This is a genomic window from Vescimonas coprocola (assembly GCF_018408575.1).
GTDB lineage: Bacteria > Bacillota > Clostridia > Oscillospirales > Oscillospiraceae > Vescimonas > Vescimonas coprocola.
In genome coordinates this window covers 2,363,241-2,386,800 of sequence record NZ_AP023418.1, presented here as the reverse complement: position 1 = coordinate 2,386,800, position 23,560 = coordinate 2,363,241, and the positions used below count along the sequence as shown (strand labels likewise).

Sequence of the window (23,560 nt, the reverse complement as noted above, 5' to 3'; positions counted from 1 at the left end):
CCTCCTTTTTCTCAGGTTCAGGGTCGGATGGCATCCAGCTGTGCCACCCGGCGGGCGTGGCGTCCGCCCTCGAAGTCGGTGTTCAGAAAGACCTCCACCATGCGCTTGGCCAGATTGGGGCCGGTGATGCCGGCGCCCAGCGCCAGCACGTTGGCATCGTTGTGGCGGCGGGTCATCTCGGCGGACAGAGGGTCGGTGCAGTGGGCGCAGCGGATGCCAGCCACCTTATTGGCGGCGATGGAGATGCCGATGCCGGTGGTGCAGATGACGATGCCCTTATCGCACTGGCCGGAGGCCACCATACGGCCTACCTTCTCGCCGTACATGGGATAGTCTACGCTCTCGGTGGAGTAGCAGCCCACATCCTCGAAGTCGATGTTGTGCTCCTCCAGCCAGATGAGAATGTCCTGCTTCAGCAGATAGCCGCCGTGATCGCAGCCGATGGCAATTTTCATGGTGTATTCTCCTCTTACAATTCTTTGAACTCCGGCTTTCCGCCGGTAAAGGTGGTGAAGTAGCGGAAGCCGCACTCCCGCAGCAGCTCCTGCCGCTGGCGGATGAAGCAGCCCACGTCCGCCGGACGGTGGGCATCGCTGCCCAAGGTGATGATCTCGCCCCCCAGACGGCGGTAGAGCCGCAGGATATCGGCGCCGGGCAATGGCTCGTTTCCACGGTTGGTGTTGCACTCGATGCCCAGCCCCTTGGGGATGATGGTACGGAAGATCTCCTCCACCTGATCCATGTGGTGGGCGAAGGTCATGTGCTCACCGTAGTTTTCGTTGATATACCGCAGGGGCAGGGTCAAGTGGCCCAGCACCTGAAACTTGCCCCATCGGGCCAGCGCCAGCACGTCCTCCAGATAGCTGTCGATGATACTATCATAATACGCTTCGTCGGCTTTTTCAATATAATAGAGATCTTTGTGGTGAAATTTCTTTCCCGCCATGTGGACGGAGCCGATGACAAAGTCCAGCGGAGGGGCATTCTGCATCAAATGCTCCGCCCGCTGAAAGCTCATGGCGGCCTCTCCCAGCTCCGCTCCCAGCCGCAGGGTAATGCGGTGGCCCCACTGCTCCTGCGCCTGACGGAACTGGCGGCGGACGGCGTCCCAGTCGAAGTCCCAGCGGGGCTTCTGCTCCGGGCCCCAGTAGACGGTGTCCACGTGATCCGTCAGGCACAGCTCATCCAGCCCGGCGTCCACGGCGGCCTGTGCCGCCTGTGCCATGGTCTGCCGGCCGTCCTGTGAGCAGGTAGAATGTACGTGATAATCTGCCAGATACATAGGCGTTACTTCTTCTTGAAGAAGCTGCGGTGCTTCTCATAGTTGCCCTCGCTCAAGGTCTCGCTGAATTTCCGCAGGGCGTCCTTCTGCTCCCGGTTCAGGTTCCGGGGCGTCTCGATGGTGACGGTGACGTACTGGTCGCCACGGCCACGGCCGTTGAGGACGGGGATGCCCTTGCCCTTCAGGCGGAACACGGTGCCGGTCTGCGTCCCCTCCGGGATGGTGTACTTCACCTTACCGTCGATGGTGGGGATCTCCAGTTCGGCGCCCAGCACCGCCTGCGTGAAGGTGATGGGGGCCTCGCAGAACACGGCGGTGCCGTCCCGGCGGAACACGTCGTGGGGCTGCACCATCACCGTGACCAGCAGGTCGCCGGCGGGGCCGCCGTTCTTCCCGGCATGGCCCTGTCCCCGCAGGGAGATGGTCTGACCGTGGTCGATGCCGGCGGGAATGGAGACCTTGATGGTCTTGCGCTTGCGGGTGAAGCCGCCGCCGTGACAGTCGGGGCAGGGCTGGTGGATGATGCGGCCCGTGCCGCCGCACTTGCGGCAGGGGTTGCTGGAGGCGAACACCCCCATGGGCGTCTGGCGGCGGGTCTGCACCACGCCGCTGCCGTGGCACTCGGGGCAGACCTCCGGCGTGGTGCCGGGGGCGCAGCCGCTGCCCTTACAGGTGGTGCACTGCTCCATGCGCTCCACCGCCAGCTCCTTTTCGCAGCCGAAGGCGGCCTCCGTAAAGCTCAGGGATACGCTGACCCGGATGCTCTCACCCCGTTGGGGGCCGTTGCGGCGCTGCTGTTGGCCGCCGAAGCCACCGCCGAAGAAGCTGCCGAAGATGTCCCCCAGATCACCGAAGTCGAAGCCGCCGAAGCCGCCGCCCTGACCGGCGCCATAGTTGGGATCGGTGCCGGCAAAGCCAAACTGGTCATAGCGGGCCTTCTTCTCCGGGTCGGACAGGACCTCGTTGGCCTCGTTGATCTCTTTGAACTTCTCCTCGGCCTCCTTGTCGCCGGGGTTCATGTCCGGGTGATATTTGCGGGCCAGCTTCTTATAGGCCCGTTTGATCTCGTCCTCGCTGGCGTTTTTGTCTACGCCAAGGACCTCGTAATAGTCTCGTTTTTCTGCCATACCGGCGTTTCTCCCTTCTCCGGGAATATCCGGCGGCCGGAAAGACGGCCGGATATCATCTGGTTCCAAACGCCACAGGAAGGGACAGGAAGCCCTGCCCCTTTCCGGTGGTCAAGCTGCGCTGCGGGGCGCAGGATGCTTACTTATTCTGGTCGTCATCATCCACGACCTTGTAGTCGGCGTCGTAATACTGGCCGCCCTGTGCGCCGGTGTCGCCGCCGGGCTGCTGGGCCGCAGCGTCGCCCTGCGGCGCCTGCTGCTGGTACAGCTTCTCGCTCATCTTATAGAAGGCCTGCGTCAGCTCCTCGGTGGCGGCCTTGATGGCGTCGGTGTCCTCGCCCTTCAGGGTCTCCTTCAGCTTCTCGATGCCGGCCTGAATGGGGGCCTTCTCGCTCTCGGGCACCTTGTCGCCCACTTCGCTGAGGGTCTTTTCCGCCTGATAGACCATCTGATCGGCCTGATTGCGGACCTCCACCTTCTCCTTGATCTTGGCGTCCTCGGCGGCATACTGCTCGGCTTCCTTCACAGCACGCTCGATATCGTCCTTGCTCATGTTGGAGGAGGAGGTGATGGTGATGTGCTGGGCGTTGCCGGTACCCAGATCCTTGGCGGAGACGTTGACGATGCCGTTGGCGTCGATGTCGAAGGTCACCTCGATCTGAGGCACGCCACGGCGGGCCGGAGCGATGCCGTCCAGATGGAAGCGGCCCAGGCTCTTGTTGGCGGCAGCCATTTCACGCTCGCCCTGCAGGACGTTGACCTCCACGGAGGTCTGGTTATCGGCGGCGGTGGAGAAGATCTGGCTCTTCTTCACGGGGATGGTGGTGTTGCGCTCGATGAGGCGGGTGCAGACGCCGCCCATGGTCTCGATGCCCAGGGACAGGGGGGTGACGTCCAGCAGCAGCAGGCCCTTGACGTCGCCGGTCAGCACGCCGGCCTGCAGGGCGGCGCCCATGGCCACGCACTCATCGGGATTGATGCCCTTGAAGGGCTCGCTGCCGGTGAATTTCTTCACGGCCTCCACCACGGCGGGGATACGGCTGGAGCCGCCCACCATCAGCACCTTAGACAGGTCGCTGGCCTTCAGACCGGCGTCGGACATGGCCTGACGCACGGGGCCCATGGTGGCATCCACCAGATGGCCGGTGAGCTCGTTGAACTTGGCACGGGTCAGGGTCACGTCCAGATGCTTGGGGCCGGTGGCGTCGGCGGTGATATAGGGCAGGTTGATGTTGCTGCTGGTGACGCCGGACAGCTCGATCTTAGCCTTTTCAGCGGCCTCCTTCAGGCGCTGCATAGCCACCTTGTCGCCGGACAGGTCGATGCCGTCGGTGCGCTTGAACTCGCTGACCAGATACTTCATGATGCACTGGTCGAAGTCGTCGCCGCCCAGACGGTTGTTGCCGGCGGTGGCCAGCACCTCGATGACGCCGTCGTCGATCTCCAGAATGGAGACATCGAAGGTGCCGCCGCCCAGATCGTAGACCATGATCTTCTGGGTCTGCTCCTTATCCACACCGTAGGCCAGAGCGGCGGCGGTGGGCTCGTTGATGATACGCTTGACATCGAGACCGGCGATCTTGCCGGCGTCCTTGGTGGCCTGACGCTGGGCGTCGGTGAAGTAGGCGGGGACGGTGATGACAGCTTCGGTGACGGGCTGGCCCAGATAGGCCTCGGCGTCGCTCTTCAGCTTTTGCAGGATCATGGCGCTGATCTCCTGCGGGGTGTAGCTCTTGCCGTCGATGTTCACACGGTGGTCAGAGCCCATCTCACGCTTGATGGAAGCGATGGTGCGGTCAGGATTGGTGATGGCCTGACGCTTTGCCGTCTGGCCCACCATACGCTCACCGCTCTTGCTGAAAGCCACCACGGACGGGGTGGTGCGGTTGCCCTCTGCGTTGGGAATCACAACAGCCTCGCCGCCCTCCATGACGGCGACGCAGGAATTGGTCGTACCAAGGTCGATACCGATAACTTTAGACATAATGATTGCCTCCTGATAAGATATATATAGATTGATTTTTTACGGATCGTTACTGCTGGTCCGGGTTCACGGGGATCACGATGGAAGCGATGATATAGGCCAGCAGGCCGCTGCCACCCATGAAGCCCAGCACCACCCAAGCCAGACGCACCAGCGTGGGGTCGATGTTGAAGTAGTCGGCAAGGCCGGAGCACACGCCGCACAGCATTTTATCGTTGACGTTGCGATACAGTCTCTTTCTTTCCATGATGCTTCTCCTTTCAGTTGGCTACCTTGACCATGGCGAACCGGAGAACCTTATCGCCCAGCTGGTAGCCCTGCTGGAGCACCTCCACCACGGTGTTCTCACCGACGTTCTCGTCCTCCACGTGCATCACGGCATCGTGCTTCTGAGGATCGAAGGGCTGGCCCTGCGCCTCAATGCGGGTGACGCCCAACTTCTCCAGCACTGCCAGAAACTGCCGGCAGATCAGCTCCATGCCCTGACGGTGGGGGTCGCCCTCGTCAAACTGGGCAAGGCCACGCTCCAGGTTATCCAGCACCCCCAAAAACTCCTTGACGGTGTCCGCCTTGGCATCGGCGTAGGTATTTTCCTTTTCCTTGGTGGTGCGCTTGCGGTAGTTGTCGTATTCCGCCGCCAGACGCAGATACTTGTCGCTGGCATCGCTGACCATCTTGGCCAGCTGCTCCATCTGCTCCATCTGCTCACGGGTGACGGTAAAGGTCTCCTCCTCGGCGGCCTTTTCCGCAGCCTGCTCCGTTTCCGGAGTGGTATTGGCCTGCGGCTGCTCCTCCTGAGGGGCGTTCTTCTTTTCCTTCTCGCTCATGACTGTTCCTCCTTGGTAGGCGGCAGCTGCCGCTTTTCAAACATATGACTCAGGCTCTCGGCAAAGCAGGTAAGCCGGGCCGCCACGGATGCATAGTCCATGCGGGTGGGACCTACCACCCCTACCAGCCCACGCATACCGTCACCGATATCATAGCTGGCAATGACCACGCTGCTCTCCTTCAGAGCGGCATCCACATTCTCCGGCCCGATGAGGATCTGCACCGGGGCGTTGCCTGACGGCACCGGAAGGTTCTGCTTGTTGTCCACCATGAAGGTCATCAGGTCACGGGCCTTGTCGGCGTCCCGGTACTCCGGGAATTTCAGCAGCTGGGTGGTGCCGCCCAGATAGACCTCCTGCCCGGCAGCGTCCTTCAACAGCTGTCCGGCGTATTCGCACACCTGATTCAGCAGCAGGAACCACTTGCCGGACACCTGATCCGACAGGCTCATGAGCCGGGCGTTCATCTCCTCCGGCCCAAGGCCGGTAAAGTGGGTATTCAGCAGGTGACTTATCTCCGTCAGGGCCTCCCGCTCCACCGGCAGCTGCCAGCGAAGCAGCTGGCTCTTGACCCGGCTGTCCGACAGCATGGCCACGGCGATGAAGCTGTCATCGTCCACGGCAATGAGGTCGAACCGCTGCACCGTCACCGCCTGCGTGTGGTCCGCCATGGCATAGGCGGGGTAGCCCACCATGCTGGAGACCATCTGGCCCGCTTGAGCCATCACCTGATCCACCTGAGACATTTTCCCGGTGAGGGAGCGGCGGATGCTCTCGGCCTCCGCCTCCGGCAGCGCACGGCGCTCCATAAGCTCGTTGACGTAGAGCCGGTAGCCCTTGGCGGAGGGGACCCGCCCGGCGGAGGTGTGGGGCTGCTCCAGATAGCCCATCTCCACCAGATCCGCCAGTTCATTGCGGATGGTGGCGGAGCTGATCCTGCCGGGCATCTTCTCGGCAATGGCCTTGGAGCTCACCGGCTCCGCCGTGGCCACATAGCCGTCCACCACGATCTTTAATATTTGCTTTTTCCGGTCTGTCAATTCCATGATAAAACTCCATTTAGCACTCCTATCTCCTGAGTGCTAAATGGAGTTTACCACCGTGGGCAGGTAAAGTCAATACCCGCAATTTTAATTATTTGTAAACACGTCGCTTACCAGCGCAGGCGGCCGCCCGGCAGCTGCTCCGGGAGCCAGCGCTGCCGCTGCATCACCGGCAGCACCGCCTGAAACAGAAAGCCCAGCAGCAGAATTTGCAGCGGCAGATACAGGGCGTTTTTCACAGCGCTCTGGGTCAGGTAGTAGAGGTAGCCCTTGCTGTACAGGATGGCGCTCCAGAGGGCGCCCAGCAGCACATTCTGGATATTGGTGAGGAGCTTGGCCAGAATGATGCGCCGCCACGTGATCTTGGCCCGGTAGAAAAACAGGGCGTAGATCATGCAGCCGGTGATGGTGGTCAGCATATAGCCGGGGAAATAGGGGTAGCCGCCGGAGGACAGGAAGAAGCTGAGGGTATCCTCGGCGGCGCCGAACACGATCACCGCCAGCGGGCCGCAGACCAGCGAGCAAAGGGCTCTGGCCAGGAAGGTAACGCTGAGGGACAGGCTCTCGCCCAGACGGATGGAGCAGTGGCTCAGGACGATGCAGGCGGCGATCATCAGGGCCATGAACACCAGACGGCGCAGGTCCTTCAGCTCCCCGGCGGCGCTGCGCCAATAGCCGGGGGACAGGGGGTGGGGATAAAGTGGCATAAAAAAACCTCCTCTGATTCGGGCAGACCGGACAGGCCGGACAGCCGCACAGAGGAGCGCCGGGGCGTGCTGCCCCGGAGATAGCCGCTATGCGGCAGCGGGATGCGGGACCTACACTGCAAGGCGATGCCATTTCGTCCGGCGGACAACTCCCCGTTCCGCCGGCACTATGCCCCCATGGGGGCGACACGCAGATCCCTACTCTGCCTTTGTATGTGTGATGGGTTTAGTATAGCACATCGGCGGGAAAATGCAAGGATAATCGCCGAAGCGCCGCCGGTGGCGGAGAAAGCGAGGCGATTTCGAGGAAGTGTCCCGGTTTTCACGCCCCAAAGGGGCTGGAAACCGGCTGACACGACGGTGTTCCGAATCGCCGAAGCGCCGCCTGTGGCATACTTTTCCCAGCAGTTCTTTCTTTTTGTCTCCGGCGGCATACTTTTTGTCAACAGCGACAAAAAGTATGCAAAAAACGCCGCCAGAAACCGATGGTTTCTGGACTTCCTTTCCTCTCAAGAGTTGCGTTCGTTATGGGCCGTAAAGGGAATCGACTGTGCAACAAACCCGCTTCCGCTCCCTCTCAGGTGAAGGGGCGTGTGGGTCTACCGCTGGGGGAGTACGGATTCCCACGACCAGTCTGCGGACTGGTCTCGGAATGACAGGGGGTGGCAAGGCTGGAAAAGGGCGCTCTCCCCGGTGGGGAGAGCGCCCTTTTGTATGGAAAAATATCAGAGTCTAACTTGCAGCGGTAGGCTTAGCCCTTGACCACGGTGTACCAAGTGTCGTTACCATGGGCCTCAGACACCACCTTGTAGCCATCGGCCACGAAGTTGGTGTGTGCGCCCTCGGCCGTGCAGTTGGACGGGTCGAAGTTCACGAAGGTACCGCCGTTGATGATGACCTTAGCTGTACCATTCTTGTAAGCGCTGTCCAAGCAGTTGATCAAGAAGTTGTAACCGTAAGTCGGGTTGCTGTACGGCTCGCAGGCGAAGGTACCGCCGTTGATGATGAGGGTACCCTTCTGGACCTGCACAGCAGTACCGCCGCCGTAATAGTAGCCGCCGTTGATGGTGAGGGTAGCGCCATTCCGGACGTTGATGCCATAGCCGCCGTTGACGCCGGTATCAATGCCGCCGTTCTCGCCCGCATTGATGGTGGTATCCGCATCGACGATAAGGGCGCAGAAGTTCGTATTGTTGTTGCCCATGTTATCGGGGGTGATGATCTTCTTCTCCAGATTCAGCGTGGTGGGCTGGGAGATAACGATGCGGGCAGCTGCGGTGTCCTCACTATTGTTGGTGCGGATGTCCGTTGCAACATTGACAACGCCGCCGTTGGTCAGAGCCTCCTTCAGTTCCGTAACGTTCACCACAGGGTAAGTGGCGTTGGCGTCATAGGTGTTATTGAAGCTGTCGCTCTCCACGGTGTCCTGCGTGGCGTAGACGGTGAACTTGACACCCTCCAGCGTCTTATTCATGTACTCGTTGCCGGCGGCCTCGTCCATATGGGCGGATACGGTGATCACTTTGGAAGCACCGCCGTTGGCAGTCAGATGGCCCTCGGTGTTCATGTCAAAGGTTTCCTCGCCAGTCTTATAGGTGAACTTGATGACCTTCAGCAGGCCAGTGTCGCCTTCCAGACCGGTGACGACGATCTTATACTTCAGGGCCAGATTGCCCTTGTTGACGATCTGGAAGGGGGTCAGGGTGTAGGTGCAGCCCGGCTCCCACAGGGGCGTTTTTCCATCTTCGGCGAAAGCGGTACCGTCTTTCGTTGCCCATGCCAGAGTGTCGATCGCCTTGCCAGCCTCATCCTGAATCTCGATATCCAAATTACCGGCCTGAATTTTGTTGACACCCGTGCTTGCGGTGTCGGTGAACCATGCGAAAGTAGCGCCTACCAGCATGGCCAGGCACAGAACCATGGCCATGACGCTGCCCAGCAAGGCCCGTTTGGTACTCTTGCGGTTTGTCATAGTATCTGCCTCCTATTTTTTGCGTGTGACCGATGGAGCGCTCGCACGGGGAATAACTCCTTATCGTCTCGCCTGAAACGATAACCGCCCATGGGCGGTTCGTCACACTGTCTATACACGCATGTTAGCACTCCTTACGGCAAATTGCAAGAGGAGTTGACATTTTTTTGCCGTTTTTTACATAGCGATTTTACAGCGATTTCACATAAAGCGCCCCTCTCGCAGGGAGAGGGGCGCTCAGGCGGTATATGGGCAGGATCAGCAGCGGACCAGCTCCACCAGCACCTGCACCATTTTCTCCATGGAGGCCACGGGGACGAACTCATGGACGCCGTGGAAGTTGGCGCCGCCGGTGCAGAGGTTGGGGCAGGGGATATCCCGCTCCCAAGAGAGGCGGGCTCCATCGGTGCCACCCCGGATGGGGACGATCTCCGGCTCCACGCCCACGGCCCGCATGGCGGCGCAGGCGTTGTCGATGAGCTCCATGTGGGGCAGCAGCTTTTCCTTCATATTATAGTAGCTGTCCTTCAGCTCCAGCTGGAAGGACCCATCGCCCCAAACGCCGTTGAGGTAGCGGACGGCGTTTTCCACGAAGGTCTTGCGGGCCTCGAACTTCTCACGGTCGTGGTCACGGATGATGGCGTGGAGCACCACCTCCGTCTCGTTGCCGGAGACGTCGGTGACGTGGTAGAAGCCCTCGTAGCCCTCGGTGTGGGCGGGAGTCTCCGCCTCCGGCAGCAGGGAGATGAACTGGTGGGCCATGAGGACGGCGTTTTTCATCTTATCCTTGGCAGAGCCGGGGTGGATGTTGACGCCGTGGACGGTGAGGGTCACGGCGGCGGCGTTGAAGTTCTCATACTCGATCTCGCCCAGCTCTCCGCCGTCCACGGTATAGGCGGCCTTGGCGGGGAATTTGGCGGGGTCAAAGTGGTCGGCGCCCTTGCCCACCTCCTCGTCGGGGGTGAAGCAGACGGCCACGGTGCGGTGGGGAATCTCCGGGTGGGCCAGCAGGTACTCGCAGGCGGTGACGATCTCCGCCACGCCAGCCTTGTCGTCGGCACCCAGCAGGGTGGTGCCGTCGGTGACGATGAGCTGCTGCCCCACGTAGCGGCTGAGGAAGGGGAAGTCCTTCACCCGCAGGCATCCGGTCTTGGCCAGCGGCAGGTCGCCGCCCTGATAGGTGACGATCTGGGGGTGGATATCGGCACCGCTGACGGCGGGGGAGGTATCCATATGGGAGATGAGACCCAGCGCCGGGACGTGCTCCTGACCCGGTGTAGCGGGCAGGACGGCGTAGACGTAGCCCAGCTGATCCATATGGGCGTTCTCCAGCCCCAGACGGGCCAGCTCGTCGGCCAGATACCGGCCCAGCTCCTTCTGGTGGGCGGTGGTGGGGACGGTGTCGGACGTCTCGCTGGAGGTGGTGTCAAAGGAGACGTATTTCAAAAAACGTTCGGTCACTTGCATGGTGGTTCCTCCTGTATCAGGCATCCCGCAGGATACCGGTATTCTTTGCCTTGTATTGTATCACAGTTTCGGGAAAATACGAGACTTTTTTCGCCGCCGGGGGAGATTTTTCTGCGGCGGCGGGGATTTTTGCTTGAGTAACGGCGGCGGGTGTGCTATACTGATCACTGTATGCGGGCGTGGTGGAATTGGTAGACTCGATGGATTTAGGTTCCATTGCCATACGGCGTGCGGGTTCGAGTCCCGCCGCCCGCACCAAAAACCGGCAGGCGCCACAGGGGGCCTGCCGGTTTTTTATGCCCGGGTCAGGGGTCAGGGCGGTTCCTCTCATAAATGGCAGCTGCGATGCAAATGCGCTGATCCGTCTGCCGTTTTCCAGCAGCACGCAGCTTTGTTCCTCCATATCCGGTCAACTCCCTTCGGTTAGAATAGACCAACTTCCGTGCTTTCAAAAGGCCGCCGTCAGCGGCCTTCCCATAAGCTGTCTGTCTTATTTATATGGATCGTACTGCCAGTTCCGTGCAAACACAAGATGCTTCTCCCGTTTGGGGAAATTTTTTCGGATGGGTGCGATGCGGCGACGGGCGCTGCGTCCATTCGCAGCCTAAAAAGGGACCCCTGCGGCGAGGCCGCAGGGGTCCCTTTTCTATGCAGGGATCGACCGTATCTGCAGAAATTGCTGATGCAGGGTCCTCTTACATTTTCTCCGGGGCGCTGCAGCCAATGAGGGTCATGGCGTTTTTCAGCACCGCACGGGTGGTATCCGCCAGCTTCAGCCGGGCCAGCAGCACCGGCTCTTCCTCGCCCTTGATGCGGCAGGCGGCGTAGAATTTGTGGAACGCCGCCGCCAGAGCGGTAAGGTAGCGGTTGATGTGGCTGGGGTCGTAGTCCCGTGCCGCCAGCAGCACCACCTGACCATAGGAGGCGATCTGCTTGATGAGGGCCTGCTCCGTCTCGTCGGTCAGGAGGCTGAAGTCCACGGCATCGGCGGCCGGGACGGTATAGCCCTCGGCCTCCAGATTCTTCAGCAGGGTGCAGATGCGGGCGTGGGCGTACTGCACATAGTACACCGGGTTCTCGCTGTCCTCCCGGACGGCCAGACCCAGATCGAACTCCATCTGCGTCTCCGGCTTGGCGTTGAAGAAGTAGCGGCAGGCGTCCACGGGGATCTCGTCCAGCAGGTCCGTCAGGCTGATGGCCTTGCCGGTGCGCTTGGACATCCGCACCACCTCGCCGTCCCGCACCAGCTTCACCAGCTGCATCAGCACGATATCCAGCCGGTGCTCACCGTCCAGCCCCAAAGCGTCCATGGCACCCTTCAGGCGGGCCACATGGCCGTGGTGGTCGGCGCCCCAGACGTTGATGACCTTATCGAAGCCCCGGACGGCGAATTTGTTGCGGTGATAGGCAATATCGGCGGCGAAGTAGGTGTAAAACCCGTTGGCACGGCGCAGCACGTCGTCCTTCAGGCCCAGCTTCTCGATGTCCTCGTCGGACTTGCCGGCCTTTTTCAGGTTCTCCGCCAGGATCCGGCTGGTGGCCAACCACAGAGCGCCGTCCTTCTCATAGGTATAGCCCCGCTGGGTCAGCGCCTTCACGGAGTCTGCCACATAGCCGCTCTCGTGGAGGGTGGACTCGAAGAACCATGCGTCGTACTGGATGCCGTACCGGGCCAGATCGGTCTTCATCTTGGGGATGTTGTGATCCAGACCGAATTTGGCCAGCGCATCGTGCCGGGTCTTTTCGTCGCAGTCCAGATACTTCTCGCCCTCCTGCTGATAAAACAGCCGGGCCAACTCCCGGATATCGTCGCCATGATAGCCGTCCTCCGGGAACTCCACGGCGTCCTCGCCGCGGATCAGCTGCTGATACCGGGCATCCAGACTCCGGGCAAACTTATCGATCTGGTTGCCGGCGTCGTTGACGTAGAATTCCCGCCACACGTCGGCACCGGACTTCTGGAGCACGGAGGCCAGCGTGTCGCCCAGCACGCCGCCACGGGCGTTGCCCATGTGCATGGGGCCGGTGGGGTTGGCGGAGACGAACTCCACCATGTACTTCTTTCCGGTCAGCGTGTCGTTGCGCCCGTAGTCGGCGCCCTCCGCCTCCACACAGGCCACGGTATCGCCGAACCAGCGGCTGCCCAGCCGGAAGTTCAGAAAGCCGGGGCCGGCCAGCTCCACGGAGGTGAAATAGGTGTCCGTCAGGTCCATCTGCTCCGTCAGGATCTGGGCCACCTGCCGGGGGTTCATCTTCATGGCCTTGGCGGCAGCCAGGCAGAAGGTGGTGGTATAGTCGCCGTTGGCGGTATCCTTGGGGATCTCCACCGAGGGGGTCACCGTCACGCCCTCCGGCAGCAGGCCGGCGGCGGCCGCCTTCTGATAGGCGGCGGTGGTCAGGGCCAGCACCTGGTCCTTTGCGCTTTGGATCATATTCATTGCGGGGTCCTCCTTCATTCTTGATATAGCTCCAGCCGGACCGTCAGCGCCGACACCGGCGTCTGTCCCATGTGCAGGGAATAATCCAGCGTAATGTGTCCTTGTTCCTCCTGCTCCAACTCCCACAGCAGCTCATGGGCGGCTACGTCCAGCGCCAGCACGCCCTCCTCCGTGGGCAGGTGCAGGGCGGTGGGGGCGGCGGGGTCCAGCCGCATCCGGTAGCTGTTGCCGCTGCGGAGAGTCACGCAGCCGCAGTCCTCCAGCCACAGCTCCGAGGTCATGAGACTGCCGTCCTCATCGCTGCGGGCCTGATACCGCAGCTGCCACCCCGACGGGGTGCGCTCCAGCGTGCCGCTGCCCCGGAAGTGCAGCACATCCTCCATGTCCGGGAGCCGGGTGCGGCTCTCCACATGGACCTTCACATTTCCTTCCATAACGGCCTCCTCAGTATCCCTCGATGTCCACCAGCCGCACGGGAGCCGTAGGCTCCTCCTGCAGGAAGCGGCGGGCCATCTGGCCGAAGCCCTCCGGCCGGTCGCTGGTACACAGCAGCGCCTGTCCGGTCCCCTCTGGGGCCAGCAGCTGCCGCCGGGCCAGCGCATCATGCAGGGTGTGGACGGACTCTGCACCGGCGTTCACCAGCGACACCTCCGGCCCCATGATCTCCCGGATGATATCCGTCAGCAGGGGATAGTGGGTGCAGCCCAGGATCAGCACGTCCAGCCCCTCCTGCCGCAGAGGCTCCAGATACTCACGGGCCACCGTCTCGATGACCACGTCGCCGGGCTGATAGCGGCCGTTTTCCACCAGCGGCACCAGCAGCGGGCAGGCCCGGCTCACCACATGGATGGTTTCATCCAGCCGGTGCAGCGTCCGCTCATAGGCGCCGCTGCGGACGGAGGCAGCGGTGGCGATGAGCCCCACCCGCCGGTTCCGGGTCATGGCCGCCGCCTTCCGGCAGGCGGGCTCCACCACCCCCAGAATGGGCAGGTCGTTCTCCGCCTGCAGCTGGGGCAGGGCCGTGGTGGATACGGTGCCGCAGGCCACCAGCACTGCCTTAATATCGAAGGAGCGCAGGAAGTGGACGTCCTGCCGGGCGTATTTCAGCAGGATCTCCGGCGAGCGCCCGCCATAGGGGACACGGGACGTGTCTCCGAAGTATATAATGTTTTCAGAGGGCATCAGCCGCCGCATTTCCCGCACGGCGGTCAGTCCCCCCAGACCGGAGTCGAACACTCCGATGGGCCGTTGGTCCATGACTGGGCCTCCTTTCCGGCGTCCCTATGACGCCGCAGTGTATCACGCTGCATAATAAAACAATCATATTATACTATGGAAGCTCTCCTTTCTCAAGTGAAAATTTGGCGGATTTCCCCGGTTTTTTCAGTGGTATTTTCCCGCCGGGTCTGTTATACTGTTGCATACAGTAAAGGCCCTATCGGCGGCGTGGAGGTGTATCCGTATGGAGATCAAAATGACAGAGAAGCAGTTCCGGCGTCTGCTGGATCTGGTGTATATCGGCAACTGGATCCTCAATTCCACTCGGGGCGATGACCGCATCCGCCAGTATGATGAGGTGGAGAGTCTGGTGTTCTCCCAGTGTCTGGCCCATGGGATGGCGCCGCTGACGGAGCTGTATCAGGGGCAGCTGATCCCCTCGCAGGCCTTTGCCGAGGGCGGCATCCACGAGGCCATCATGGCCTATGAGGACACTACCTTCTTCGAGATACTGGCGCAGGAGCTGGCCCTGCGGGACATGGATGATCCCCCCATCACGGAGGAGAATTACGACGAGGTCATGAACCGCATGAACGCCTATTTGGGGGAGTTCGAGGCCCACGGCACCGACCACATCTCCGTGGACATGGAATAACGCACTGCATAAAAAATCTGCCGGGAGAGCACTTCCGGCAGATTTTTTATGCACCGGCGCAGGCCTGTCGATGAAATAGCCGGGGACGGAAGCTCCGTCCCCGGCTATTTTGATTTTTGTTACGCCTCAGCGCTTCAGCACTTCTCGTAGATGGTGGCAACGCCCATGCCGCCGCCGATGCACAGCGTAGCCAGACCACGCTTGGCCTCGGGACGCTTCTGCATCTCATGCAGCAGGGTGACGATGATACGAGCGCCGGAAGCACCCACGGGGTGGCCCAGAGAGATGGCACCGCCGTTGACGTTGACCTTGCTCATATCGAAGTGCAGCTCACGGGCCACGGCGATGGACTGAGCGGCAAAGGCCTCATTGGCCTCAACCAGGTCGATGTCGTCGATGGTCAGGCCAGCCTTAGCCATAGCGGCACGGGAGGCAGGCACGGGGCCAACGCCCATGATCTTGGGATCCACACCGCCCTGGCCCCAGCCAATCAGCTTGGCCATGGGCTTCAGACCGTACTTCTCCACGGCCTCGGCGGAAGCCAGCACGATGGCGGCAGCACCGTCATTGATGCCGGAGGCATTGGCAGCGGTGACACGCTGGGTACCCTTGTCCTCGGTCTCCTTGGCGCCGGTGACCTCGAAGGTGTGAACGACCTCGGGGTTGGGGGACTCAGGACCAACGGGGAAAGCGCCACGCAGCTTGGCGATGCCGTCGGCGGTGACGCCGGCCTTGGGGAACTCGTCACGCTTGAACTCCACGATCTCCTTCTTGACCTTCACAGGGACGGGAACGATCTCGTCGTCGAAGCGGCCGGCGGCCTGAGCGGCCTCGGTCTTCTGCTGGGAGGCAGCGGCGAACTCGTCCTGCTCACGGCGGGTGATGCCCCAGATATCATTGATGTTCTCGGCAGTGGTACCCATGTGATAGTTATTGAAAGCATCCCACAGACCGTCACGGATCATGGTGTCCACGATCTTCTTGTCACCCATGCGGGCGCCCCAGCGGGCATCGGGGGAGGCGAAGGGAGCAGCGCTCATGTTCTCGGTACCGCCGCAGACCACGATGTTGGCATCGCCGGACAGAATGGCACGGGCACCCTCGATGACGGACTTCATGCCGGAGCCGCAGACCATGCCGATGGTGTAGGCGGGAACGGAGTAGGGGATACCGGCCTTGACGGAGACCTGACGGGCCACGTTCTGGCCCAGACCGGCGGTCAGGATGCAGCCGAACATCAGCTCATCCACGTTCTCGGGAGCAACATTGGCCCGCTTCAGGGCCTCCTTCACCACGATGGCGCCCATCTCGGTGGCGGGGGTGTTCTTCAGGGAACCGCCGAAGGAACCGATAGCGGTTCTGCAGCAGTTGACGACGTACAAGTCTTTCATAGTATCTTTTCCTCCTAATTTGTTTTGGGTCCCTTTTTGGCTTTCCGATTTGCCTTGGTTTCCATTACCTTATCTATCGTACCATTTTTAGCAAAATAGTCAAGGGGAGAATCTCATAAAAATAGGAAATAATTCCAGAGTTCCCTTGTTTCGGGAGAAAATCAGTCCCCGGAGCCGGTGCTGCCGCCCTCCTTTTCGCCGGAGTTATCGCTGTCCGTACTGCTGCCCGTACCGCTGTCCGTGCCGGGATCGGCGCTGCCGGAGCTGAACTGGCTGCTGAGCTCGGACTGCCGGGCCGTGAGGCGGCTGTAAAAGTCCCCGGCGTCCAGCTTGTCATAGAGACCCTGGTTGTATTCCACCGTCAGCTCGCTGCGGGCCTGAGTCACGTTTTCCGTGAACATCTCGTCCAGCACGGAACCCTCGTCCAGCGTCTGGCCGATGGCCACATACCAGCCTTCGTCGGTGGCAATGACATCGCTGACCTGTCCCGGCTCCAGCGCAGAGAAGGCGGCGGACAGGGTATCCCCCAGCGTCTCGGCGCTGAAGGTCCGGCCGGTGTCCCCGGCCTCGATGCCCAACTGCTGGGCCATCTCCGCATACAGGGCGTCCTTATCCTCGGCGGTGGACAGCCGGGCGGCGAAGTCCTGTGCCTGCGCCTGAGAGTTCTCACCGCCGGAGGCGGGCCAGTACAGCAGCTTCACCGTCACATAGCCCTTTTCCTGAGCGAAGGCGTCGATGGCCTCCTGCGTGGGGTGCATGGCGCTGCCGTCGGCGGTATACAGGTCGTGAATCCGTGCATACAGCAGGTACATCCGGTTGATGCTGTCGAAGGTATCCTCGCTGATGCCCAGCAGCTGCAGCTGCTGCTGATAGCCCTCCTCACCGCCGTAGTAGGTGACATACTGCTGCCGCTGCTGCTGAAGCCGGGCCTCGTCCTCCTCCGTCAGCGATACATTGTACTGCTTGGCCCACTGCCGCAGCAGGGCATAGAGCTTCACCGTCTCCACGGCGTCGGCCTTGGCATAGGAGCCGTAGGTCATGCCGTCCGACACCTCGGCGCTGAAATCCAGATTCGGCACATAGGAGGTCAGGTACTCACAGTCATAGGCCAGCCAGTACAGGTACTCCTCCGCCGAGATGTCCTCGCCGTTGATGCGCATCAGCACGGCGTCCGGATGGATGCCGGTGACCTCGTAATAAAGGCCGTCCGTTCGTTGGCCGGCGCTCATCCGGTCGCCGGAGGCGATCCACAGCACCATCAGCACCGAGACCACCAGCATCGCAGCAAAACGTTTCATAGGGTTCCTCCTTCTGCGGGCGTTTCGCCCGAAATTTCCTTGCGTTTGAGAGACAGTGCCTCCACCAGATGCCCGGCGGCGTCCAGCGCCTCCTCGCCGGGCTTCAGGTGCAGCGTCAGCTTGGGATGCTCCCCCGCCGACAGCAGCAGGCGGCTGCGGTAGGCAGGCAGAGTGCATACCGCCATGAGACTGGGGACGTCCATCCGCTGGCCCAGGCTCAGCAGCAGCGTCTGGCCCTTCTGGGTAATATCCGTCACCCCGGTGTCGGCGGCTGCCGCCCGCAGCAGCGCCACATCCAGCAGCGCCGTCACCGGTCGGGGCGGGTCGCCGTAGCGGTCCGTCAGCTCGTCGATGAGGTCCGCCGCCGCATCGTTATCCCGTAGGGCGGCAATGCGCCGGTACAGGTCCATCCGCTGCCGGTCGGAGGGGACATACCGCTCCGGGATGTACGCCGCCACCGTCAGATCGGCAGAGCACTCCGGCCGGATCTCCCGGCCCTTCCCCTGCTGCTCCAGCACGGCGTCGTTCAGCAGCTTCAGATACATATCATAACCCACGCTCATCATGTAGCCGGACTGCTCAGGCCCCAGCAGATTCCCGGCACCACGGATCTCCAGATCCCGCATGGCGATGCGGAAACCTGCGCCGAAGTCCACATATTCCCGGATGGCGGACAGCCGCTTGCTGGCCACCTCCGTCAGCACCTTGCCGGGGCGGTAGGTGAGATAGGCGTAGGCCCGGCGGGAGGAGCGCCCGATGCGGCCCCGGATCTGGTGCAGCTGCGCCAGCCCCAGCCGGTCGGCGTCCTCGATGATGAGGGTGTTCACGTTGGGGATGTCGATGCCCGTCTCGATGATGGTGGTGCAGACCAGCACCTGCACCTCGCCGTCGGCCATCTGCTGCATCACCCGGCTCAGCTCCTGCTCGGACATCTTGCCGTGGGCCATGGCGAGGCGCACATCCTCCCCCAGCCACTGGCGCAGCCGTCCGGCGGTGGACTCGATGTTCTCCACCCGGTTGTGCAGGTAGTAGACCTGCCCGCCCCGGTTCAGCTCCCGCCGGATGGCCTCCGCCACGGCGGGCCACTCGTGCTCCATGACGTAGGTCTGCACCGGCTGGCGGTCCCTGGGGGGCTCCTCGATGGTGGACATATCCCGGATGCCCGACAGGGCCATGTTCAGCGTCCGGGGAATGGGGGTGGCGGACAGGGTCAGGGTGTCCACCTGACGCACCCGCTCCCGGAGCTTCTCCTTGTGGGTCACGCCGAAGCGCTGCTCCTCGTCGATGATCAGCAGTCCCAGATCCTTGAACACCAGATTCTTCGCCAGCAGACGATGGGTGCCGATGAGCAGGTCGATCTTTCCCTGCGCCGCCCGCTCCAGAATTTCCTTGGTCTGCTTGGGGGTGCGGAACCGGCTCAGCACCTCCACCGTCACCGGGAAGGAGCGGAAGCGGTTCATGGCGGTGGCATAGTGCTGCTGGGCCAGCACCGTGGTGGGTACCAGAATGGCAGCCTGCTTGCCGTCCAGGATGCACTTCATCACCGCCCGCAGGGCCACCTCCGTCTTGCCGTAGCCCACATCGCCGCACAGCAGCCGGTCCATGGGTACGGGCTTTTCCATATCCGCCTTGATCTCCCGGATGGCCTGTAATTGATCGTCGGTCTCCGTGTAGTCGAAGGCATCCTCGAACTCCTGCTGCCACGGGGAGTCCGGGGAGAAGGCGTGACCCGCCTCCCGCTGTCGCTGGGCATAGAGCTTGATGAGGCCCTCCGCCAGATCCTTGGCGGCCGCCTTGGCCCGGTGGGTGGTCTTGGCCCACTCCGTGCCGCCCAGCTTATTGAGCCGGGTGTGCTCGGTATCCTCCCCGGCCCCGATATACTTGCTCACCAGATCCAGCGCCGTGGCCGGCACATACAGGCAGTCGCTGCCGGCATAGGCGATCTTGATGTAGTCCTTCTCCACTCCGTCGGTGGGCATCCGGATCATCCCCACGAAGCGGCCGATGCCGTGGTGCTGATGCACCACCAGATCGCCGGGGGTCAGGTCGGCGTAGGATTGCAGTCTCTGCTGATTGCTGTCCCGCTTGGGGCGGGCCTTTTTGGCCTTGCCTGCCAGCGGCGTAGTCAGCTGACCCTCCGTCAGCACCGCCAGCTGTAGGGCCGGGTACTCGCACCCGGCGGACAGAGTACCCAGCGTAATGAGCACCACATTCCGCACTGGGGAGCGCTCCCCCTCCAGATCCAGTGCCGCCGGGATCCTCCGGGCCTCCAGCAGCTCCAGCAGATTTCTGGCCCGCACCTGTCCGCCGCACAGCACCATCACCCGGCAGCCGCTGGTGAGATAGTGGGTCAGGTCCGTCACCGCCGTCTCCAGCGATCCACCGTAGCCGGACAGCTGCCGTGCGTCGATCTGCAGCAGGGCCTTGGGCGCCAGCAGATACCGGCTGGTGGGCAGGCTCTCCAGTTGGCACACGGGGAAGCGCTCCAGCTGCCGGGCAAAGTCCGTCTCCGGCAGGGCTGCTTCTGCCATGGGGCCGCACAGGATGCCGCTCTCCATGGCGGAGGTGACGTCCGCCTTCAGCTGGCTCAGCCAGCCCTTCAGGGCCTCTGCTGTGCGCCCGCTCTCGCTGACGCACACCAGACACTCCTTGGGCAGATAGTCCATGGCCGTCACCATCTCCGGGTATACCGCTGCCAGAAACCGGTCGCTGCCGTTGGGGATGATGCCCTGACACAGCAGATCAGCATCCGACAGCAGCTGCCGGGCCACGGGCTTATCCTTCATCCGTCCCGCCAGCGTCTCCAGCCGTTCGGCGGTCTCCTCCGCCGCACCGTCCCGCCACAGAGGAAGTACCTCGCCGGCCGGCAGCAGCAGCGCCTCCCGACAGTTCTCCGTCCGCCGCTGGGTGGCGACGTCGAAGAAGCCCAGCGAGTCCACCTCGTCGTCAAAAAATTCGCATCGCACCGGGGCCTCGGCGCCGGGGGAGTAGACGTCCAGAATACCGCCCCGCAGGGCGAACTGTCCCGGCCCCTCCACCTGCTCCGTGCGGGTATAGCCCGCCGCCGTCAGCCGCCGGGCCAGCTCCTCCACCTGATACCGCCCGTCAGAGCGGAGGGTGAAGCTGCACCGATCCAGCACCTGCGGGGGAATGCATCGCAGGGCCAGTGCATCGGCGGTGGTAACGATCACCGGGGACTCCTCTTGCCGGATGCGGTACAGGGCCTCCAGCCGCCGGTATTCCCATTGACGGCTCACCGCCGCCAGCTCCCGCCAGTGGAGCTCCCGGCCCGTCAGCAGGACAGGCTCCCGGCCGGTGAGGGACCGCAGGTCCGCCGCCTGCCGCCGGGCCTCCCCCTCGTCGGCGCAGAGCATCAGCAGGGGACGCCCGGACTTCAACCGCAGCGCTGCCGCCGTCATGGCCCGGTGTACCGGGCTCAGGCCCGTCACCAGTGCCGGTCCGCCGCCGCTCTCCATCAGCTGCGCCAGCTCCTGTATCTCCCGGAGCTGCCACAGCTCCCGCAGCAGAGCTTCCATCCTGCCGCCTCCTTCCGATGATGAAATGTCCGTTCCCGGCGCACATGGGACGGGAACGCCTTCGGGGGGCGTATACGGCAGTATACGCCCCTATGCTGTAAGTTACCTGAAAAAGCAGAGAAATATGCGTGAAAAATGATGTGTGTTTGCCTCCGGGCAGAAAGGCACCAAAGAACGCCAGCAGAAACCAATGGTTTTTGGATTTCCTTTACCTTCAAGAGTTTCGTTCGATATGAGATGTCGTGGGAATTGACTCAGCAGCAGCCCCGCTGCCGCTCCCGCCCAGATGAAGAAACTGGTGGTTCTGCCGCTTGGGAGTATGGATTCCCCCGGTAGAAGAACTACCCCCTTCAACCACCCAATGTAGCGGCAGCGTGAGTAGAAGAACGCCGATTCCCTGCTTCGGCGGAATTTAGGAAGCAACTCTTGCACACAAAAGGAAGTCCAGAAACCATCGGTTTCTGGCGGCATTTTTTGCATACTTTTTGCTGCTGTTGGCAAAAAGTATGCCGTCGGAGACAAAAAGGATGATGGGCCGCCGGAGGCAAAACAGAAAAGGCTGTCGGAAAACTTCCCTTCAAAGGTAAAGCAAATGAATCAGTTGAACCGGTTCATGGCCCGGTCAGGCCCCTGCGAGATCAATACCTCCGCAGCGTCACCGGCACGGTCCAGCGCCTCCATCAGCACCTTCTGATCCTCGCCCAGAGGGCGGCCGATGACCCAGTCCACCACGTCATAGCCCGCCTGCCCCGGAGCGCCTACCCCCACCTTGATGCGGGGGAACTGATCGGTTCCCAGATGCTGGATGATGTTCTTCAGGCCGTTGTGGCCGCCGGCACTGCCGCCGGTGCGGATGCGGAGCTTACCCACCGGCAGGGAGATATCGTCGGAGATGACCACCACATGGTCCGCCGGGATCTTATAGAACCGGGCCGCCTCGCCTACGGATTCGCCGGAGAGATTCATATAGGTCTGGGGCTTCATCACCAGCACCTTTTCCCCGTTCACCATCCACTCCGCCGTCCACGCCCGGAAGCGCAGCTTATTGAAGCGGAAGCCCTTCCGCCGGGCCAGCCCGTCCACCGCCAGAAAGCCCATGTTGTGGCGGGTACTCTCGTATTTGGAGCCGGGGTTGCCCAGCCCCACCAGCAGCCAGCTGACGCCGCTGCCCTTGCGCTGAAAGATCATAGGTCCACATCCTTTGCCGTGTGAATTATATAAAATTTTCCGGGATCATTCTATGAGATCGGCTCCCAAAAGAAAAACTCTGCATTTTGTGCCTCCGGCGGCCCACTTTTCCCAGCAGCTGGAAAAGTGGGCAAAAGAGCCGTTTGAAACCGATGGTTTCAAAGCTTCCTGTACTCTCAAGAGCCCCGCTTGTTATCAGCCGTGACGGGAATTGACTCAGTAACAGCCACGCTGCCGCTTTCGCTTTGTTGAAGAGGTCCGATCGGCGGCGGTATTTCTTCCGGTTTGTTGTTCTACGCCCGGCGCTCAAAAAATACGACTATATATTAACATAGAAGCTTGAAAAAGGGTAGCGAAACTTTGCCGAAACACAAGAGGAGTATCCTCCGCCCCGCACAAAAGCCGAACAGACGGCGTCTGTTCGGCTTTTTCACAGGCTCGCTCTGTCCGCTCACCGGCACAGCATCAGGGGGATGGCACCGGGGAGGTTCCGCAGCTCTACACGGGGGGCGCTGGGGGCGTACTCCCCGTCCAGCGACCAGGGCAGGTCCTCATCGGTGGTGACGGTCACCTGCTGTACATGGCGGAAAATGACGCCGGGGCCGTTGTAGTCCATGCGGCTGATGGCGGCGATGAGGCTTTGCAGGTCGATGGCCGTCTTGGGCATCCGCAGCAGCAGCAGCTCAAAGGCTCCGTCGTCCATCTGCACCCGGCTGGGGTCCAGCTTCATGATGCCGCCCAGAGAGGTGGAGTTGCACACGGCTCCGAAGATGAACTCCCCCTCGAAGGTCTCCTCTCCCGTCTCCACCCGGCAGCGGTAGGGCCGCAGGGAGTCCAGATCCTTCATGCCCTCCAGAATATAGGCGAAGTGACCCAGAGCGTTCTTGGTGGCCTGTGGCACGGAGTAGGAACTGCGGGTAAAGGCCCCGAAGGAAGCCACATAGGCAAAGTATCGGTCGTTGTGGCGGCCCACATCCAGATAGAAGGGGTGGCCGTTTACGATGCTCTCCGCCGCCTTCAGCGGCGTGGCGGGGAGGTGCAGGCTGGCGGCAAAGTCGTTGGTGCTGCCGTTGGGGAGATAGCCCACCTCCGGACACTCAGGCAGCTGCATCAGGCCGGACACCATCTCGTTGAAGGTGCCGTCGCCGCCGGCGCAGACCACCAGATCGTATGCTCCGCCCAGCTCTGCCGCCGCACGGGTGGCGTCTCCACGGCCCTCAGTGAGGAATACCTTCACCAGATAGCCCGCCTTGGAAAAGCAGGCCACCGCATCAAACAGCGGCGCAAAGGATTTGGTGCGCCCCGCACGGGGATTGACGATAAACAGAAGCTTTTTATCCATACCGGTTCTCCTCTTTTGCACACGGTTCTCGGTTTTGTGTTTCCACAGAAGACAGCATAGCATTTTTATTATACTCCTCTCTGCC

19 protein-coding genes, 1 tRNA gene and 1 riboswitch are annotated in these 23,560 nt (G+C 61.9%); of the genes, 2 read left to right on the top strand and 18 right to left on the bottom strand.

All coding sequences use genetic code 11. The features are described from left to right. Positions 1-17: 17 nt before the first annotated feature. From rpiB to pepT, 10 genes are all read right to left on the bottom strand, one after another. Positions 18-455, bottom strand: a complete 438-nt coding sequence (rpiB, locus tag KJS28_RS11590; RefSeq protein WP_213541099.1) for a ribose 5-phosphate isomerase B — start codon at positions 453-455, stop codon at positions 18-20. A 14-nt stretch (positions 456-469) separates the two neighbouring features. Then, positions 470-1,282 carry a histidinol-phosphatase HisJ family protein gene (locus KJS28_RS11585; RefSeq protein ID WP_213541098.1) on the bottom strand — a complete coding sequence of 271 codons (813 nt, stop codon included), beginning with the start codon at positions 1,280-1,282 and terminating at the stop codon, positions 470-472. Positions 1,283-1,287: 5 nt separating this feature from the next. After that, complete coding sequence (dnaJ, locus tag KJS28_RS11580) at positions 1,288-2,409, bottom strand: molecular chaperone DnaJ (RefSeq protein ID WP_213541097.1); 1,122 nt, start codon at positions 2,407-2,409, stop codon at positions 1,288-1,290. A 139-nt stretch (positions 2,410-2,548) separates the two neighbouring features. Further along, entirely contained in the window at positions 2,549-4,393 is a 1,845-nt protein-coding gene (dnaK, locus tag KJS28_RS11575; protein ID WP_213541096.1) for a molecular chaperone DnaK, read from the bottom strand. 49 nt (positions 4,394-4,442) lie between these two features. Continuing rightward, positions 4,443-4,640 carry a PspC domain-containing protein gene (locus KJS28_RS11570; RefSeq protein WP_213541095.1) on the bottom strand — a complete coding sequence of 66 codons (198 nt, stop codon included), beginning with the start codon at positions 4,638-4,640 and terminating at the stop codon, positions 4,443-4,445. A 13-nt stretch (positions 4,641-4,653) separates the two neighbouring features. Further along, the gene (gene grpE / locus KJS28_RS11565; RefSeq protein ID WP_213541094.1) at positions 4,654-5,220 is read right to left on the bottom strand and encodes a nucleotide exchange factor GrpE; all 567 of its coding nucleotides are present in this window, start codon (positions 5,218-5,220) and stop codon (positions 4,654-4,656) included. Continuing rightward, complete coding sequence (hrcA, locus tag KJS28_RS11560; protein WP_213541093.1) at positions 5,217-6,266, bottom strand: heat-inducible transcriptional repressor HrcA; 1,050 nt, start codon at positions 6,264-6,266, stop codon at positions 5,217-5,219. Before hrcA ends, grpE begins: the two co-directional genes overlap by 4 nt. 107 nt (positions 6,267-6,373) lie before the next feature. Beyond that, complete coding sequence (locus KJS28_RS11555; protein ID WP_213541092.1) at positions 6,374-6,970, bottom strand: folate family ECF transporter S component; 597 nt, start codon at positions 6,968-6,970, stop codon at positions 6,374-6,376. A 93-nt stretch (positions 6,971-7,063) separates the two neighbouring features. After that, positions 7,064-7,178: riboswitch (THF riboswitch) on the bottom strand. A 543-nt stretch (positions 7,179-7,721) separates the two neighbouring features. Next, positions 7,722-8,942: a TasA family protein gene (locus tag KJS28_RS11550; RefSeq protein ID WP_213541091.1), complete on the bottom strand. Its 1,221-nt coding sequence runs from the start codon at positions 8,940-8,942 to the stop codon at positions 7,722-7,724. A 258-nt stretch (positions 8,943-9,200) separates the two neighbouring features. After that, positions 9,201-10,409: a peptidase T gene (pepT, locus tag KJS28_RS11545; protein ID WP_213541090.1), complete on the bottom strand. Its 1,209-nt coding sequence runs from the start codon at positions 10,407-10,409 to the stop codon at positions 9,201-9,203. Positions 10,410-10,582: 173 nt separating this feature from the next. Here pepT and KJS28_RS11540 point away from each other — a divergent pair. Next, positions 10,583-10,667: transfer RNA gene (locus KJS28_RS11540), tRNA-Leu, on the top strand. 437 nt (positions 10,668-11,104) lie between these two features. On the opposite strand, the gene argS is transcribed toward KJS28_RS11540, so the two are convergent. The 3 genes from argS to murI are packed head-to-tail and all read right to left on the bottom strand — an operon-like array spanning position 11,105 to position 14,104. Beyond that, positions 11,105-12,847 (bottom strand): arginine--tRNA ligase, encoded by a 1,743-nt coding sequence (gene argS, locus KJS28_RS11535; protein WP_213541089.1) that lies wholly within the window; start codon positions 12,845-12,847, stop codon positions 11,105-11,107. 14 nt (positions 12,848-12,861) lie between these two features. Next, the gene (locus KJS28_RS11530; RefSeq protein WP_213541088.1) at positions 12,862-13,281 is read right to left on the bottom strand and encodes a YwiB family protein; all 420 of its coding nucleotides are present in this window, start codon (positions 13,279-13,281) and stop codon (positions 12,862-12,864) included. Positions 13,282-13,291: 10 nt separating this feature from the next. Then, positions 13,292-14,104, bottom strand: coding sequence for a glutamate racemase (gene murI, locus KJS28_RS11525; protein ID WP_213541087.1), 813 nt, complete (start codon positions 14,102-14,104; stop codon positions 13,292-13,294). 205 nt (positions 14,105-14,309) lie between these two features. On the opposite strand from murI, the gene KJS28_RS11520 reads away from it, so the two are divergent. Then, complete coding sequence (locus KJS28_RS11520; protein ID WP_021859000.1) at positions 14,310-14,720, top strand: hypothetical protein; 411 nt, start codon at positions 14,310-14,312, stop codon at positions 14,718-14,720. Between the two features lie 134 nt (positions 14,721-14,854). On the opposite strand, the gene KJS28_RS11515 is transcribed toward KJS28_RS11520, so the two are convergent. The 5 genes from KJS28_RS11515 to KJS28_RS11495 form a co-directional block, all read right to left on the bottom strand. Continuing rightward, positions 14,855-16,111 (bottom strand): acetyl-CoA C-acetyltransferase, encoded by a 1,257-nt coding sequence (locus KJS28_RS11515; protein ID WP_213541086.1) that lies wholly within the window; start codon positions 16,109-16,111, stop codon positions 14,855-14,857. 161 nt (positions 16,112-16,272) lie between these two features. Continuing rightward, positions 16,273-17,409, bottom strand: a complete 1,137-nt coding sequence (locus tag KJS28_RS11510) for a peptidylprolyl isomerase (protein WP_213541085.1) — start codon at positions 17,407-17,409, stop codon at positions 16,273-16,275. Further along, positions 17,406-20,945 (bottom strand): transcription-repair coupling factor, encoded by a 3,540-nt coding sequence (gene mfd / locus KJS28_RS11505; protein WP_213541084.1) that lies wholly within the window; start codon positions 20,943-20,945, stop codon positions 17,406-17,408. The genes KJS28_RS11510 and mfd overlap by 4 nt, the downstream gene beginning before the upstream one ends. A gap of 597 nt (positions 20,946-21,542) precedes the next feature. Next, positions 21,543-22,133: an aminoacyl-tRNA hydrolase gene (gene pth / locus KJS28_RS11500; protein WP_213541083.1), complete on the bottom strand. Its 591-nt coding sequence runs from the start codon at positions 22,131-22,133 to the stop codon at positions 21,543-21,545. A 451-nt stretch (positions 22,134-22,584) separates the two neighbouring features. Next, positions 22,585-23,475: a diacylglycerol/lipid kinase family protein gene (locus KJS28_RS11495; protein ID WP_213541082.1), complete on the bottom strand. Its 891-nt coding sequence runs from the start codon at positions 23,473-23,475 to the stop codon at positions 22,585-22,587. Positions 23,476-23,560 lie beyond the last annotated feature (85 nt).